14 protein-coding genes are annotated in these 14,588 nt (G+C 61.3%); 9 read left to right on the plus strand and 5 right to left on the minus strand.

All coding sequences use genetic code 11. The annotated features are described in order from the left end of the window. Positions 1-684 precede the first annotated feature (684 nt). The 4 genes from FPZ61_RS15995 (at position 685) to secA (ending at position 5,213) form a co-directional block, all read left to right on the plus strand. On the plus strand, positions 685-924 hold the full coding sequence (locus FPZ61_RS15995; RefSeq protein ID WP_185474887.1) for a transposase: 240 nt from the start codon (positions 685-687) through the stop codon (positions 922-924). An 82-nt stretch (positions 925-1,006) separates the two neighbouring features. After that, positions 1,007-1,177: a hypothetical protein gene (locus FPZ61_RS14605; protein ID WP_185467354.1), complete on the plus strand. Its 171-nt coding sequence runs from the start codon at positions 1,007-1,009 to the stop codon at positions 1,175-1,177. A 25-nt stretch (positions 1,178-1,202) separates the two neighbouring features. Beyond that, complete coding sequence (locus FPZ61_RS14610) at positions 1,203-2,012, plus strand: transposase (RefSeq protein ID WP_185467355.1); 810 nt, start codon at positions 1,203-1,205, stop codon at positions 2,010-2,012. A 363-nt stretch (positions 2,013-2,375) separates the two neighbouring features. Further along, positions 2,376-5,213 carry a preprotein translocase subunit SecA gene (gene secA, locus FPZ61_RS14615; protein WP_185467356.1) on the plus strand — a complete coding sequence of 946 codons (2,838 nt, stop codon included), beginning with the start codon at positions 2,376-2,378 and terminating at the stop codon, positions 5,211-5,213. 49 nt (positions 5,214-5,262) lie between these two features. On the opposite strand, the gene FPZ61_RS14620 is transcribed toward secA, so the two are convergent. Together FPZ61_RS14620 and FPZ61_RS14625 are read right to left on the minus strand one after the other, a co-directional pair. Then, a complete protein-coding gene (locus tag FPZ61_RS14620; RefSeq protein ID WP_185467357.1) occupies positions 5,263-6,429 on the minus strand; it encodes an acyltransferase family protein in 1,167 nt (388 codons plus the stop codon). After that, positions 6,426-7,175: a sulfotransferase domain-containing protein gene (locus tag FPZ61_RS14625; RefSeq protein WP_185467358.1), complete on the minus strand. Its 750-nt coding sequence runs from the start codon at positions 7,173-7,175 to the stop codon at positions 6,426-6,428. The genes FPZ61_RS14620 and FPZ61_RS14625 overlap by 4 nt, the downstream gene beginning before the upstream one ends. 32 nt (positions 7,176-7,207) lie before the next feature. On the opposite strand from FPZ61_RS14625, the gene FPZ61_RS14630 reads away from it, so the two are divergent. The 3 genes from FPZ61_RS14630 (at position 7,208) to FPZ61_RS14640 (ending at position 11,089) form a co-directional block, all read left to right on the plus strand. Continuing rightward, on the plus strand, positions 7,208-7,819 hold the full coding sequence (locus tag FPZ61_RS14630) for a hypothetical protein (RefSeq protein ID WP_185467359.1): 612 nt from the start codon (positions 7,208-7,210) through the stop codon (positions 7,817-7,819). Next, positions 7,816-8,739, plus strand: coding sequence for a hypothetical protein (locus FPZ61_RS14635; RefSeq protein ID WP_185467360.1), 924 nt, complete (start codon positions 7,816-7,818; stop codon positions 8,737-8,739). The genes FPZ61_RS14630 and FPZ61_RS14635 overlap by 4 nt, the downstream gene beginning before the upstream one ends. Before the next feature lie 181 nt (positions 8,740-8,920). Then, a complete protein-coding gene (locus FPZ61_RS14640) occupies positions 8,921-11,089 on the plus strand; it encodes a glycosyltransferase (RefSeq protein ID WP_185467361.1) in 2,169 nt (722 codons plus the stop codon). On the opposite strand, the gene FPZ61_RS14645 is transcribed toward FPZ61_RS14640, so the two are convergent. After that, a complete protein-coding gene (locus tag FPZ61_RS14645; protein ID WP_370593486.1) occupies positions 11,076-11,888 on the minus strand; it encodes a glycosyltransferase family 2 protein in 813 nt (270 codons plus the stop codon). The genes FPZ61_RS14640 and FPZ61_RS14645 overlap by 14 nt on opposite strands. Positions 11,889-12,143: 255 nt before the next feature. On the opposite strand from FPZ61_RS14645, the gene FPZ61_RS14650 reads away from it, so the two are divergent. Then, positions 12,144-13,034: a glycosyltransferase gene (locus FPZ61_RS14650; RefSeq protein WP_185467362.1), complete on the plus strand. Its 891-nt coding sequence runs from the start codon at positions 12,144-12,146 to the stop codon at positions 13,032-13,034. Positions 13,035-13,096: 62 nt separating this feature from the next. On the opposite strand, the gene FPZ61_RS14655 is transcribed toward FPZ61_RS14650, so the two are convergent. Continuing rightward, entirely contained in the window at positions 13,097-13,702 is a 606-nt protein-coding gene (locus FPZ61_RS14655; protein WP_185467363.1) for a hypothetical protein, read from the minus strand. A gap of 175 nt (positions 13,703-13,877) precedes the next feature. Then, the gene (locus tag FPZ61_RS14660) at positions 13,878-14,273 is read right to left on the minus strand and encodes an integrase core domain-containing protein (protein WP_185474888.1); all 396 of its coding nucleotides are present in this window, start codon (positions 14,271-14,273) and stop codon (positions 13,878-13,880) included. Between the two features lie 114 nt (positions 14,274-14,387). Here FPZ61_RS14660 and FPZ61_RS14665 point away from each other — a divergent pair. Next, the coding region (locus FPZ61_RS14665; RefSeq protein ID WP_185467365.1) for a transposase at positions 14,388-14,588 on the plus strand (201 nt) is incomplete at its 3' end.

Raw genomic sequence — 14,588 nt, forward strand, 5'->3', positions numbered from 1 at the left:
GCGTCGATACATGTGGAAAACTCTGGGCAGCTTTTCGGCAGTAATGAGCCGATTTGCGTACATTCTACCGTCTAAAACTGATCAGATCCACTGCGGTGCAAGCGGTTTGGCCTTTCTCAGGAGGCCCTAAGTAACAGGCGAAAGACTGGTTTCTCTGACTACTTGATGGCTTGGCCGGCCGCTTGATTGGCAGCATTTGTTGGTTGGCTGATTCTGCTCCTAATGGCAGGGAGTTTGAGTTCTTTAGACAGTCAGCCAGCGGAAAACCCTTTTGTGGGTTTGTGGGATGCCAGAAGCCAGTCTTATTTCATGAGGCAATCAACAGTCGAAGCTGAATGTTAAATTTCTGACTAGCTGGGTATTGCGAATTCCTTCGCGATATATTTAGGCGTCAGGTTAGACTAAGGCCCTATTCCTTTCGTTTGCTTTATTGCAGCAAAGCAATCGACAATCAATGGCTAACTAGGGACTCCTGAAAAGACAAATCGCCTGCAGCACAACTGGTCTCAGTGATCGAAAGGCGTTAAACTGCCCTTAGCCAGAGCAATCGACGATTGCTACAACTGCTGATCGCTGCAGATGTATCGGAAACACGATAACGGGCAGCTCTCAATCGAGGAGTTCTATGTTCCGTTTGGCGGCACGTTGGACCCGGACAATCGCTAGGTGCTTTTCTCCTCGCTAATGCCATGGGAAGAGCTGGAAGAAACATACGCCCCTCATTTCAGCCTCACGACTGGTGCTCCCGCAAAGTCTGTGCGGCTAGCGTTTGGTGCGCTGTTCATCAAGCAGCGGCTTGGCTTGACCGATGAGGAAACCTTCGAGCAGATCCGGGAAAATGCTTATATGCAGTTTTTCCTTGGGTTTGCTGGCTATTCCAGCAAGGCCCCATTCGACCCATCGATGATGGTTCATTTCCGCTAGGCGCAGCCTTCTCGAAGAGTAGCGATTCTCGGAGAAAGATTTCATTCGGATCAATGAACTGATTGCCGAACGCGGGAAAGCCATGGTGATCGAGGCCGTGTCGTCACTCCCCAACGATGAAGACTCTGACGGTCTAGATGCCGATGCTGGCAACCAGCTCTCACTCGACGACCTTGTGAAGCCTGCTGATTGGCCAGAGGGAAAGAACTGGGGAACGCTCACCATCGATGGATGCCTCATGCACCCCAGCTGACATCACTGATCCAACTGATCTAAAGTTGCTGAACAAGGCGAGGGAGTCGACCGAACGGATCATCGATGACCTCTGCGATCAGCGCTCAGATCTGCGATCACATCGTCCACGATATGATTGCGGAAGGGCACGTGCTAACTTCCTCAGTGTTACCAAGCAGAAGAAGCCGCGTCGCCGCAAGATTAAAGCCGTTATACATCGCCAGCTCGACTACCTACAGCGTAACCTTGATGCAGTCGATGCCCTAATCGCCTCCGGTGCGGTGCTTTCTGGCCTGAAGACCCATTGGTGGCAGAAGCTTCTCGTGATCAACGAGCTACGCCGCCAACAAAGCATCGTGCTCAACGCCAAGGCACGCAGCATGCCCGACCGAATTGTCAATCTGGTTCAGCGACAGGTCCGCCCGATTGTGCGTGGCAAAGCAAGAGCCGCTGTTGAGGTCGGCGCCAAGATCAGTGTGTCAATTCGGAATGGCTTTGCCTTCCTGCACAGGCTCAGCTGGGATCCATACAATGAAGGGGAGGGCCTGATTCCTCAAGCCCTAAAATACAAGAAAGAGTACGGCTGTTATCCCGAGCGAATCTGCGCCGATCGCATCTATATCAACACCAAGAATCGACACTTCTGCGCCAGAAATAGTATACGGCTATCTGGTAAGCGATTAGGCAGGCCACCGAAGGATCCCGAGGTGAATGCGGCTTACAAGCAGTTGCTCAGCGCAGACCAGCGCAAACGAAACGAGGTGGAGGGAGTCTTTGGGTCTGGAAAGAGGAAGTATGCACTCAAGTTGATCATGGCTCGCCTGGCAAAAGGGTGCAGAAACCTCGATCTCTAAGGCATTTTTGGTGATGTGCGCAGAGAAGATCCGGAGGCTCCTCCGCCTCTTTTTTGTCGTTCTTTTCGGCTGGATCTTTGGGTGTCTGAAGGCATGGGAGTCACCAGTGGACTCTGAGCACATCCTTGTGCCAGTGTTCTGAGAGTTGGCTCTGTCGATCTCATCGTCCTTGCAAGCCCTGTGACAATGAAGCTCTCGGCCAAATCAGGCGCCCGCGGGCCGGAAAACATTTTCAGGAGTCCCTACTTGGCATTGAAAAATCTGGAGTTATAATCTTTTAAGGTCCGCGGACCTCCCTCCCATGAGCTCAAGCAGGCCTTGAGATGCCAATGATAGACTGTCATCAACAAGTGACTATGCGACATGCTCAAGTTGCTGCTGGGGGATCCCAACGCTCGCAAGCTCAAGCGCTACCAGCCGATCGTTTCGGACATCAATCTGCTGGAGGAGGAGATTGCCCCCCTCAGCGACGAGCAGCTGCGCGGCAAGACCGCCGAATTCCGTCAGCGGCTTGAGCAGGCCAGTTCCCCCTCCAACCAGCGTCAGCTGCTGGATGAGCTGCTGCCGGAAGCGTTTGCGGTGGTGCGTGAAGCCGGAAAACGGGTGCTGGGCATGCGTCACTTCGATGTGCAGCTGATCGGCGGCATGGTGCTGCACGAGGGCCAGATCGCCGAGATGAAAACTGGCGAAGGCAAAACCCTGGTGGCCACGCTGCCTGCCTACCTCAACGCCCTCACCGGCGCCGGCGTTCACGTGGTCACCGTCAACGACTACCTCGCCCGCCGCGATGCCGAGTGGATGGGCCAGGTGCATCGCTTCCTCGGTCTCTCCGTGGGCCTGATCCAGCAGGACATGGCCCCGCCCGATCGGCGGCGCAACTACGGCTGCGACATCACCTACGCCACCAACAGTGAGCTCGGGTTTGATTACCTGCGCGACAACATGGCGAATGACATCGATGAGGTGGTTCAACGCAATTTCCATTACTGCATCATCGACGAAGTCGACTCGATCCTTGTGGACGAAGCGCGCACGCCGCTGATCATCTCCGGCCAGGTGGAGCGCCCCCAGGAGAAATACATGCGTGCGGCCGAGATTGCGGCCGCCCTGGAGCGCGCCAAGGGCATGGCCAAGGACGGCATCGATCCCGAGGGCGACTATGAAGTGGATGAGAAGCAGCGCAATGTCACCCTCACCGATGAGGGCTATGCCAAGGCCGAGCAGCTGCTGGGGGTGCTGGATCTGTTCGATCCCGCTGACCCCTGGGCTCACTACATCACCAACGCCCTCAAGGCCAAAGAACTGTTCGTCAAGAATGTGAACTACATCGTGCGCGGCTCCGATGCCGTGATCGTTGATGAGTTCACCGGCCGGGTGATGCCGGGACGGCGCTGGAGCGATGGCCAGCACCAGGCGATCGAAGCCAAGGAAGTGCTGCCGATCCAGCCCGAAACCCAGACCCTGGCCAGCATCACCTACCAGAACTTCTTCCTGCTCTATCCGCGCCTGGCCGGCATGACCGGCACCGCTAAAACCGAAGAGGTGGAGTTCGAGAAAACCTACAAGCTTGAAGTCACGGTGGTGCCCACCAACAGGCCGCTCTCCCGTCAAGACCTGGTGGATCAGGTCTATAAAAACGAGGTGGCGAAGTGGCGCGCCGTGGCCAATGAAACTGCCGAGATTCACCAGGCGTCAAGGCCGGTGCTGGTGGGTACCACCAGCGTTGAAAAGTCTGAGTTGCTCTCCGGCCTGCTAGCTGAACAGGGCATTCCCCACAACCTACTCAATGCCAAGCCCGAGAACGTGGAGCGCGAAGCCGAGATCATTGCCCAGGCCGGGCGAGCGGGGGCCGTCACCATTGCCACCAACATGGCCGGCCGCGGCACCGACATCATCCTGGGTGGCAACTCCGATTACATGGCTCGCCTCAAGCTGCGGGAGGTGCTGCTGCCGCGCCTGGTGCGGCCCGAAGACGAGCATCAGCCGCCGGTTCCTCTGCAGCGCCAGGCCGCTGCAGCCGGTTTCGGATCCGATGCCTCAGCGGCAGCTCCGGCGGCTCCGAGTGAAGCTCGGGCCATCGGCGCTCTCTATCCCTGCGACCTCAGCGGGGACGCCGACCATGAGCTGGTGGAGCTGGCCCGCGAGCTGGTGAAGGCTTGGGGTGATCGGGCCCTCACGGTGCTGGAACTGGACGACCGCATCGCCCAGGCTGCGGAGAAGGCCCCCGCTGAGGATCCCCAGATCCAGCAGCTGCGTCACACGATCGCCCGGGTGCGGGGCGAATACGACGCGGTGGTTCAACAGGAAGAGGAGCAGGTGCGCCAGGCCGGCGGTCTGCATGTGATCGGCACGGAACGCCACGAGTCGCGCCGGGTCGACAATCAACTGCGCGGCCGCGCCGGCCGTCAGGGCGATCCCGGCAGCACGCGCTTCTTCCTCTCGCTGGAAGACAACCTGCTGCGCATCTTCGGCGGCGAACGAGTGGCCGGCCTGATGAATGCCTTCCGTGTCGAAGAAGACATGCCGATTGAATCAGGCATGCTCACCCGCTCCCTGGAGGGAGCTCAGAAGAAGGTGGAAACCTACTACTACGACATCCGCAAGCAGGTGTTTGAGTACGACGAGGTGATGAACAATCAGCGCAAAGCCGTTTATACTGAGCGGCGGCGTGTACTCGAGGGCCGTGAGCTCAAGCTGCAGGTGATCGGCTACGGCGAGCGCACGATGTCCGACATCGTCGAGGCCTATGTGAACCCTGATCTCCCCCCAGAGGAATGGGATCTGGCCCAACTGGTAGCCAAAGTTCAGGAATTCGTGTACCTGCTGGAAGATCTCACCCCAGATCAGCTCGCCGGCCTCAACACCGAGGAGCTTAAAGCCTTCCTGCGTGAGCAGCTCCGCAATGCCTACGACCTCAAGGAGAGCCAGATTGAGCAGGCCAGGCCTGGCCTGATGCGAGAAGCGGAGCGCTTCTTCATCCTCCAGCAGATCGATACCCTCTGGCGGGAGCACCTCCAGGCCATGGACGCCCTGCGCGAATCCGTGGGATTGCGAGGCTACGGCCAGAAGGATCCCCTGATTGAATACAAGAACGAGGGCTATGACATGTTCCTCGACATGATGACCTCGATGCGACGCAACGTCATCTACTCAATGTTCATGTTCCAGCCCCGCCTTGAAGCCTCTGCTGCCAATGCATGAGTCGAGCGGATCAATTTCCAAATTCGCTGGTGCCGCAATGCGGCTGCCTTCATCGCAGCAGTCTGCGCAGGCTCAGGGACGGCTTCTCCAGCACCGACCAGGCCAGCCAGGACACCCCGATCGACACAGCAAGGTAGCCGATGAACGGGGCCAGGCCCTTGGCTGAGCCCACAAACCATTGGTGCAAGGGCAGATGCAGCAGGTAGAGGCTGTAGCTCACCGTGGAGAGGGTTCTGATCGGCAGCACCAGGGGAGACCAGAGCATCGTGAAGCTGAACGGCCAGAGGGCCAGCAGGAACCAGCAGCTCAGCAGCCCTGACAGCGGATAACCCACGGCCGCCAGGCACTGCCAGCCCAGGGTGTCGGAGATCCAGCCCAGCTCCCCCTGCTGGCGCAGGGCCAGGCTGACCAGCATCATCACGGCCAGGCAGGCGGCGAGGTTCCGCCAGCTTCCCTGGCTCAGGCGCTGGAACAGGGCCGGTGCCGCCGCCGCCAGCAGGGCCAGCAGCGCCCCGTAGGCCAGGGAATCGAGCTGCAGCGTCAGCACCTTCTTGAGCACCCCCCAGCTGGGATCAGGTCCAGCCGCATAACGCAGGCGCACGGCGATCGACACCACGATCACCGCCACCACCACCGCTGTGGAGATCCCGAGCACCACCCGGCGATCGGGTGGACGGCGCCAGAGGGCCACCACCACCAGTCCGACCACACCGAGAATCAGGTAGGACCACTCCTCGATCACCAGGCTCCAGCCCACCTCCAGCAGGCTCGGCTCCACGGAGGTGAGGCTCTGCAGAAACAGGGCATTGCGCCACACCACCTCCCCTCCCCAGCGGCCCGGCTGCAGTGCCGCCAGGGCCGCCAGCACCATCCAGTAGGTGGGTACCGTGCGCAGCCAGCGGCGCAGCAGAAAGGTGACGGATCCCCTGCGGGAGTGCCTCAGAATCACCCGCAACACCTCCCGGCCGATCAGGTAGCCGCTCATGGCGAAGAAGATCCGCACACCCCACCAGCCGGGCCTGAGAACCACCGGATTGCAGTAAGGCCGCCAGGCCTCCGGCAGCAGGTCGATGCCATGGACCCAGAGCACCAGAAAGGTGGCCGCGGAGCGGGCCAGCTCCAGGCCCTCGATCCACGAACTCCCAGCCTTGGCTGGTGCCGCCACCCGGGCGGATCGGCCCTCCAGGGCCAGGCTGGACGACGTGGACAGACTCACCAGACGATCCCGTAATGGCTGGCCATGGCCTGATAGGTGGGCTCCAGATGGTGCCGCAGCAGGCGCCGAACGGTCAGCGGCACACCGGAAGCCTCTCCCCGTCCAGCATTGGCACGGATTCCGCCGCTGGGGAGTGGCTGGAACTCCAGGTCCAGAAAGGCCAGCAACCGCTGCCAGATCCGCCCCGGCTCAACGAACAGATCCTCACTGCGCAGGATCAACAGCTGCTCCCGCCGGAACAGGCGTAGATAGCGCTCCAGTTGCTGCTCATAGCGGCTGCGGCCGAGATAGCTGTGCTCCTGATGACTGCGGTGACGCCCCCCCGGAGTGTCCAGGACCGCTTCGGCGCCCGCCAGCCGCTCCGGCTCGGCCAGGAGGGCCTGCTCCAGGCTGAGGGGCTCCAGGCCCAGGCGCACGGAATGGAAGTACTGAGAAACGGCTCGCTCCACCGGATCTCTCAACAAGAGCACCAGGCGCACGCCGGGCAGCAGCTCCTGAATGCGCCTGGGGGCTTCGGGGTGGAAGAGATAATAAGGAGTGATTTCACCGCAGCACTGCGACGGCACTGCATCCGCAAACTGCTCGCCGTACCAGTGGGCACCACGCTCGTAGTGGAGACTGAAGTAGTGCACCTCCTTGCCAGCGGGCAGAAACACCTGCTGGTGAGCCGACAGCAGGGCCTGCAGAGTGGTGGTTCCCCCCTTCTGGGCCCCGGGAACGAGAAAATCCGGGAGCCTTCCTTCCATACAATGTCCGGGCGGCTATCGGTCTTCGCTCCGTGATCATCGCTGAGAGCTTTCTCTGGCTGCATCTACCCAAGACGGGGGGCACCACGATGAACCGGCTGTTCCGGTCCTTGGCCCTGCCGGCTGTGGAGGTCGACGCCGACTCCGATCGCGCCAAGCACGACTCGGTGACCCTGCGGGAGAGTCGGGGCAGCTGGCGAGCTGGGGATCGGCGCCGGTTCATCAGCTCACGGCGGCTCTCCAGCTGGCTGCTGAGCGACTGGCGCCACAAGCGACGGCACATGGGCCTGCCGGATCTGCCGCTTGAGCCCGTGCGCAGCGGGCTCTTCTATTCCCTGCGGCTCGGTGGCGTCTGGGTCGCCGCCGACTGGTGGTTGCGCTACTTCGACCCAGGGGACTCGGTGACCACGCTGCGCCTGGAGCATCTGGCCGAGGACCTCAACCGGCACCTGCTACCCCTGCTCCCGTCGGCCGGCGCCCAATTGCTCGAGGGGATCTTGCCCCGCGAGAACGCCCGTCCAGCGAACAGCCCCAGCGGTAGCGGTCCTGCTGAATCTGTTCCCTTCAGTGCGGAAGACCTGGCCAGACAGCGCTGCGTCAATCCCCTCTGGGCGGAGTGGGAGCAACGGGTCTACGGCCCATGACGCAAGCGTCTCCGCTGATCCTGCTGCTGGGCATGCACCGCAGCGGCACCTCCCTGCTGGGCTCCCTGCTGCCGGCCTTGGGGGTGCCCCTGCCCGGCCCCCTGATCGCGGGCGATCAGCACAACCCCGAGGGCTACTACGAACGCCACGACGTGACGGCCCTGCAGGAGCAGATGCTGATCGATCTACAGCGTTGGTGGCCAGGCAGCCAGGGCTTGCTGCCCCTGCCCGAGGGCTGGCTCGAGTCGGACAGTGCCCTCAGGGTCAGCGCGACCCTACGGGCCCTGTTGATCGACGAAAGCAGCCGGCAGGTTGGCCCCTGGGCGATCAAGGATCCCCGCACCAGCCTGCTGCTGCCCCTCTGGCTGGAGCTCACTGGCGAGCTGGGGCTGCCTGTGCGGCTCGTCCTGAGTGTGCGCGAACCCTGCGAAGTGGTGCACTCCCTGCTGCGACGTGATCAGCAGGCGGCCGGGATGACAGTCCAGCGGGCCCAGGCACTCTGGTGGCGTCATTACCGCCAGGTCCTGCTCGATGGCATCAGCTGTCCCCTGCTGGTGGTGCACTACAGCCACTGGTTTGATCCAGCGTCCTCCCGGCAACAGCTGGCAAGGCTGAGGGCATTCAGCCGCCCTGATCGTAATGGCGGTGGCGAGGCAGAGCTCTCTGCCGCCCTGACCCTGATCAAGCCGGAGCACCGCCACAGCCTCAGCGCCGCTCCAGAGCCCGCAGAGCTTCCCGAGCGCGTGCGCTGGTTGAACAGCGAGCTGCTGGCGCTGAGCGCCTCCGACCCGTCGATCCAGCACCTGGCGCGGCTGAGCAGCCGCCTTCAACCAGAGGCCATGGCCAGCTCCGAAGGATCTGTGGCTCGTTTTCAGCACCTGCGTCAACGGGTGAAACGTCTTCTAAACAGGGCCCGGTAGCCAAGGGCAATGGCTAGGCCTCTCCGATGAGAATCTGGCTGGCCTGGCTGCCACGGCCATGGGCCAGTCTGGACATCCACCAGGAGGCTGATTGAGCAGCAACTGCAGGTTTCGCCCGGTCCACCTGGCCCGTCGTCTGGCCAGGAAGGCCAGACGCCTCTCGTTCCTGCACGTCAGGCCCATGGCGCCAGGCCTGCATGATCTGCTCTTCCTGCACCTGCGCAGGCGGGCCATCGTTGTGCTGCAGCGCCTGCGCTCCCAGCCGTTTCAGAGCCTGCAGGCCATCTTCTTCAGCGGCGTCGACAACACAACGGACATCAAGAACATCCCGTTGGTCAGCGTGGTGGTCCCCTGCTACAACCATGCCAAATTTCTGGAGCAGCGGCTGCAGAGCATTGCCGAGCAGACCTACACCAACTTCGAGGTGATTCTCCTCGATGATGCCTCCAACGACAACAGCCTGCCCCTGCTGCAACAATTTCAGCAGCAGCACCCGCAGTTCACCCGACTGCTGGCGAATGAAGCCAACTCGGGATCACCGTTCAGCCAGTGGCGCAAGGGCATCCAGGCCGCCCAGGGGGATCTGATCTGGATCGCCGAAAGTGACGACTTCTGCGCCGAGGATTTTCTCGAGAAGCTGGTGCCGGTTTTTCGGAATCAAGGCGTGATGCTGGCGTTCGGATCCACTCAGTTCGTCAGCGAAGATGGCAAGCAGACCGTCTGGAGCCTGGCGGAGTACTTGCCTGAACTTGGCGCCAAGATCTGGACACAGTCATTCGTTGAATCAGCCCATCAACTGGTCTGGCGGGTCTGGAATTACAAGAATCTGGTCGTCAATGCCAGTGGCGCACTCTTTCGCCGCGTCGAAGGCTTGCCCGTACTTGAGGACCCTATCCTGCTGGGGTTGAGGATGTGCGGCGACTGGTATTTCTATCTTCATCTCATCCGCGCCGGCCTGGTGGCGTACAACCCCGAGGCCATCAACCACTACCGACAACATCCCAGCAACACATCAGTGTCGCTGCATGGCAGCGAACAGGATCTTCAGGAACATCTTGTTCTGGCCGAAACAGTCTTGAAGCTCTACAAGCTCAGCCAGGGCCATCCAGCCCTTCTTCAGAAGGCCCTGCTCCAGCGTTGGCAGCGGCATCGCAACGAAGCGATACCCACAGCTCTCAGCCACAGAATTGATGAGCTCACCTCCCCCAGCCCCAGCCATCAGGGCAGGTTGGCCAACGTGATGATCGCCACCTATGCCTTGATCCCCGGTGGGGGCGAAATCCTGCCGATTCGTCTGGCCAACAGCCTCCATCAGGCGGGCTATGCAGTCACCATGCTGAACTGCCGGCAATATCCAAGCGACCCTGGCATCCGCTCGATGCTTCGGCCGGGCATTCCCCTGATCGAGCTCGACTCTCTGGAGAGCCTGTCGCTGCTGATTCAGAATCTGGGCATCGAAATTCTGCATACCCATCACGCCTGGGTGGATGTCAGCTTCTGCGAGCTTCTCCAGGGAGTGTGTGACGTGCGCCATGTGCTCACCTCCCACGGCATGTACGACAGCCTTGGCCCAGAACGCCTGAAGGAACTCAGACCGATGCTGGGCCCCTGGGTGAGCCAGGCCACCTACGTGGCCGACAACAACCGATCCGCGTTACTGGAGCTGGGCATCAGCGAGGATCGCCTCACCAAGGTCGCCAATGCGATCGACGACACACCGATTCGCCCCGTGAGCCGGGAGCATCTTGGTCTGACTGACAACGCCTTCGTGGTCTGTCTGGTGAGCCGGGCCATTCGCGAAAAAGGCTGGGAAGAAGCCATTGAGGCCGTGCGCCTAGCCAGGGCCAACACCAGTCGTGATCTGCAGCTGCTGATCATCGGCGACGGGATTGAGCGGCACCGCCTCCGGGAGCAGGCCTCCCTGGAGTGGGTTCACTTTCTGGGCCTCCAGCCCAACAGCCGGGATTTCTTTGCCACAGCTGATCTCGGCATCCTTCCAAGCTTCTTTACAGGGGAAAGCCAACCCCTCACACTGATCGAATGCCTGGCAGCCGGAACGCCCTACCTGGCCTCAGACATCGGCGAGATCGCCAGCATGTTGTCAACAACTGAAGGCAGCGCTGGCATGACGATTCCCCTGAGCCAGGGGAAGGTGTGCTGCCAGGCCTTCGCCGCAGCCATCCTCAGCTACGTGAATGATCCTCAGAAGCTTGAGCATCACCGCAGCCTGGCCAGGCTGGCGGCCACTAAATTCAGCGTCCAGGCCATGCTGAAGGCCTATACCAGGGTCTACGACGCGGCGTTAGCCCAGAGCCCATCAGCCAGCGAGACCCCGATCAGCAGAACCTGAGTCCCCAGGTACTGAAGTAGATCCAGGCACTGTGGAGATTCACAAGGGTCAGGCGCCAGCTGCGGTGGTTGCCGCGTCCCCAGGCGTGGACTATCGAGGCCAAAGGAAGATGCACCGTGGGCCCGAGGGTGCGCAGCCGGCGGGTGAGGTCGGCATCTTCGAGATAGAGAAAGTAGCGCTCATCGAAGCCGCCCACCGCAAGGAAGGAACATGTCCGGATCAACATGCAACAACCACTCAGGTAAGGCACCTCGAAAACCGTGTCGAGGTCCCGATCCGCCATCACATAGCGGCTGTCGTAACGACGCAACCAGGCCGGCTTGAGCGCGTCCGGCAGGAAACGCCGGCTGAGCAGGCCCAGCAGCGTGGGGTCGAGCTTGCACAACTGCTGCGGCTGCCCCGACGGATCTACGATCCTCGGCACAGCCAGTGTCACTTGATCCTGCAACTCCAGCCAACTCAGCAGGTCCTCGAAACTGCCGGGCGCCCAGCTGAGATCGGTGTTGAGGGCACTGATCCACGCCGGCAAGCGGAAGCGGCGCCGCCACTCACGTACTGCCCTGTTCACCGCTCGTCCATAGCCGAGGTTGCTCTCCATGGGCAGGAACAGCTTCGCGGCAGGCGCCAAGCGATCCACCGGCTCCCTGTCAAGATAGTCATTGGCGACAACGGCGTAACCGATATGGATGGGGAGACTGGCCAGGCAGGCGGCCAGATGCTCAACCTCCTCCTCGCTGGGGTGGTACGCCACGAAGATCAGCAGCAGGCGTAAGCGGTTGTCAGGATCAAGTTTATCCACGACAATCCACTATGCTGCGCTCAGGCGCAAGGGATCCAGCTTGAGGCAGGGACGGGTCAGGGCTCTGCTGATGCAACTCCATAGGGGTGTTGGGCCTGTCAAAGGTGCCGTCTCTGCTTTGGAGGCAGCAGTTGGGGAAGGACTTCTTGATCACATCGCCCTTGGAGGCACAGGAGATGCATAAAATCCTGTTCGTGTCACTGATTTCGCAAGAACCCCATCGTTCGCTCATCTACCAAAAGTATCAGCTGGCTCATGCCCCTGGCGCCCTCAGAGCGGCCTGAGTTTCTGCTGACAGCACTGGCCTCACTAGAGCGGCAATCCCTCTGGGCCGATGAACTGTTGATTGCGGGCGACGGTCCCCTGCCCAGTTCCCTCCATCAGGTGATCGGCAACACCAGTCTGCCGATCCGGCTATTGGAGCAACCGCAACCAGCCGGGATCGGCGCACTGCTTCAGAAGGTGGCTCCACTGTGCCGCGGCGCCTTGATCCTGAGGATCGACAGCGACGATCTCTACAGCAGAGGTCATACTGCTGCTGTGGTGGCCGCTCTGGAGACCGATCCAGGCGCAGGTGTGGTTGGGTGCCAGCTGATTGAGGTGGACGAGACCAGCGGCCGATTCAGTTCTCGCCGCACTCCCACAGATCCTGCAGAAACCAAGCAGTGGTTGTCCTGGCGAAACCCGATGAACCACCAGACAGTGGGGATGCGCAGGCAGGCCATGCTGGAATCAGGCGGCTACCGCAACTGCCCCGGCTTCGAAGACTGGGACCTGTGGCTGCGGATGGCCGCTCGCGGCCACCGCCTGATCAACCTGCCCCTGTACAACGTGGCGGCACGGGTGAACCGGCAACATCGCCTGCGTCGACGAGGCTGGGATTACTTCCGCCGGGAGCTCAGCTTCTACCACCGCCAGGTGAAGGAGAGCAGCGTGAGCCCTTCAGCCGCTCTACTCAGCCTGCTCAGCCGCCTGCCGATGCGGCTGGCACCGATGCCGGTGTTCGCCTGGTGGATGGCTAGCCACTGGCGTGGATCACCACCGCTCGACACGGACTGGGTCGCTGAGCTTCTGGTGCAGGATCCGGAGACGCCAGACCTGGGGAAGCACAAGCAACGGTGGGATAAGGAGATGCCTGACCACTGAGCCACATCCCTGTGATGGCCTCACGCCTCCGAGCATGGGATGAACCAGAGAGGGCTCCCGAATCAAACCGGAACAGGGGCAAGGCACAGGCATGACGCCATGGAAGCCTCAAAAAGCAGCTGGCGCTCCGCCGCCTGAGGGAAGAAGTGGGTCCGGATCCGATCAGCCCCGTAGCCAAAGCGAACCGGAACGGTGGGGAACAGGATGCGAAGCGGGAGGATGGCCGACTGAAAGACGTGCACCGTGGACTGTGGCACCCCAGGCGCCGTAACAAGAATTTGAATGATCTGCTCCACCGCCAGCCGAGGCTGCCCAGACTCCTTGGGGAGCATCGGGGCGAGCTGGAGGCTCCTCCCCAGGCCCAGCCGGCGCTGCAACCCATTCACCAGCCCTGTCAGGTGAGAAGCGGTCTGGGTGGGATGCCCGAACAGAAGCACCCTTGCGCCGGCTGAGATGTTGACGTTCAGATAGTGGGCGAGAAGCTCGACCTCCGCTTCAGGGGTGCACCGCACCCGCGCCAACTGGCTGAGAAAGACGAGATCCGAAGTGTCCTTGAGCGCAGTCAGCACCTGGCGGCGATAGGAAGCGGAGCTGAGCTCCAGCAAGGCCAGCAGATGGGCCCGGGACCTATCAGGAAAGTTGTCTGCTCTGGGTGCTGAGCTGAGCACCGTGATTGAGCTTACTGCGGGTTAAGGATCAGGGCCTCGAGGCTCGATCGTTGTCATCATCTCGATACGGGACTGTGGTTGAGGATGGAGCTGCCGGCCCCTGATCGCGGCTGTTGCCGATCGCGCCCACCGAGGGGCGCCATCGGACAGCCACGGGGGCCTGGATTGTTGAGGGTCAAGCCGCGACAGGTGTCTGCGGTCGGGGATGGTTGATGCTCACAACCTGTGGCTGGCTCCAGTCACGGATGTGACGACTCCAGCGCTGCGGATTCTTCTGCCGAGCTTCTTCGTAGGTCTGCTTACGGATGGCACAGATCCCAACGGCCTGGCCGTAGTGCCGCTGATTGGGCGTCACATACTTGATGCCGCTATGCCGGTGCTCAGCGTTGTACCAGCCGACAAAGCCATCCACCCAGGCTTTTACCGAGAGCAGTTCCCGGAAGCGCCGTAGCGGATAACTCTGGTGGTATTTCATCGTGCGAAACCACGATTCGGCATAGGCGTTGTCGTTGCTCACACGTGGCCTCGAGAACGAGAGAGAGACGCCCAGCTCCGCCAGCTTGGCCGCCAAGGTGAATGAGCGCATGGGGGCGCCATTGTCCGAGTGCAGTGACGTGGACCCCGGAAACTGAACCAGTCCTTATGAGAGCTTCCCTACCGGCCAGACTTGGCCAGGAGAAGCCCCATGAAACGCAAACGCCACACTCCCGAGCAAATCATCCGCAAGCTGCGCACCGCTGAGCAGCTCCTCAACCAGGGCCAGACGGTTGCCGACGCCTGCAGGACCCTGGAGGTATCGGCTCCCACCTACCACCGCTGGCAGCAGCTCTACGGCGGCATGAAAGCCACCGAGGCCAAACGGCTCAAGGAACTCGAGCAGGAGAAC

The organism is Synechococcus sp. BSA11S, assembly GCF_014224355.1.
Classification (GTDB): Bacteria; Cyanobacteriota; Cyanobacteriia; order PCC-6307; family Cyanobiaceae; genus Regnicoccus_A.

Bases quoted from the DNA above. Each gene is read 5' to 3' on its own strand.
- FPZ61_RS14605 (WP_185467354.1), top strand. From the start codon at position 1,007: ATGGTGATCGAGGCCGTGTCGTCACTCCCCAACGATGAAGACTCTGAC.
- FPZ61_RS14625 (WP_185467358.1), bottom strand. From the start codon at position 7,175: ATGGAAGGAAGGCTCCCGGATTTTCTCGTTCCCGGGGCCCAGAAGGGG.
- FPZ61_RS14635 (WP_185467360.1), top strand. From the start codon at position 7,816: ATGACGCAAGCGTCTCCGCTGATCCTGCTGCTGGGCATGCACCGCAGC.
- FPZ61_RS15995 (WP_185474887.1), top strand. From the start codon at position 685: ATGCCATGGGAAGAGCTGGAAGAAACATACGCCCCTCATTTCAGCCTC.
- FPZ61_RS14640 (WP_185467361.1), top strand. From the start codon at position 8,921: ATGGCGCCAGGCCTGCATGATCTGCTCTTCCTGCACCTGCGCAGGCGG.
- secA (WP_185467356.1), top strand. From the start codon at position 2,376: ATGCTCAAGTTGCTGCTGGGGGATCCCAACGCTCGCAAGCTCAAGCGC.
- FPZ61_RS14650 (WP_185467362.1), top strand. From the start codon at position 12,144: ATGCCCCTGGCGCCCTCAGAGCGGCCTGAGTTTCTGCTGACAGCACTG.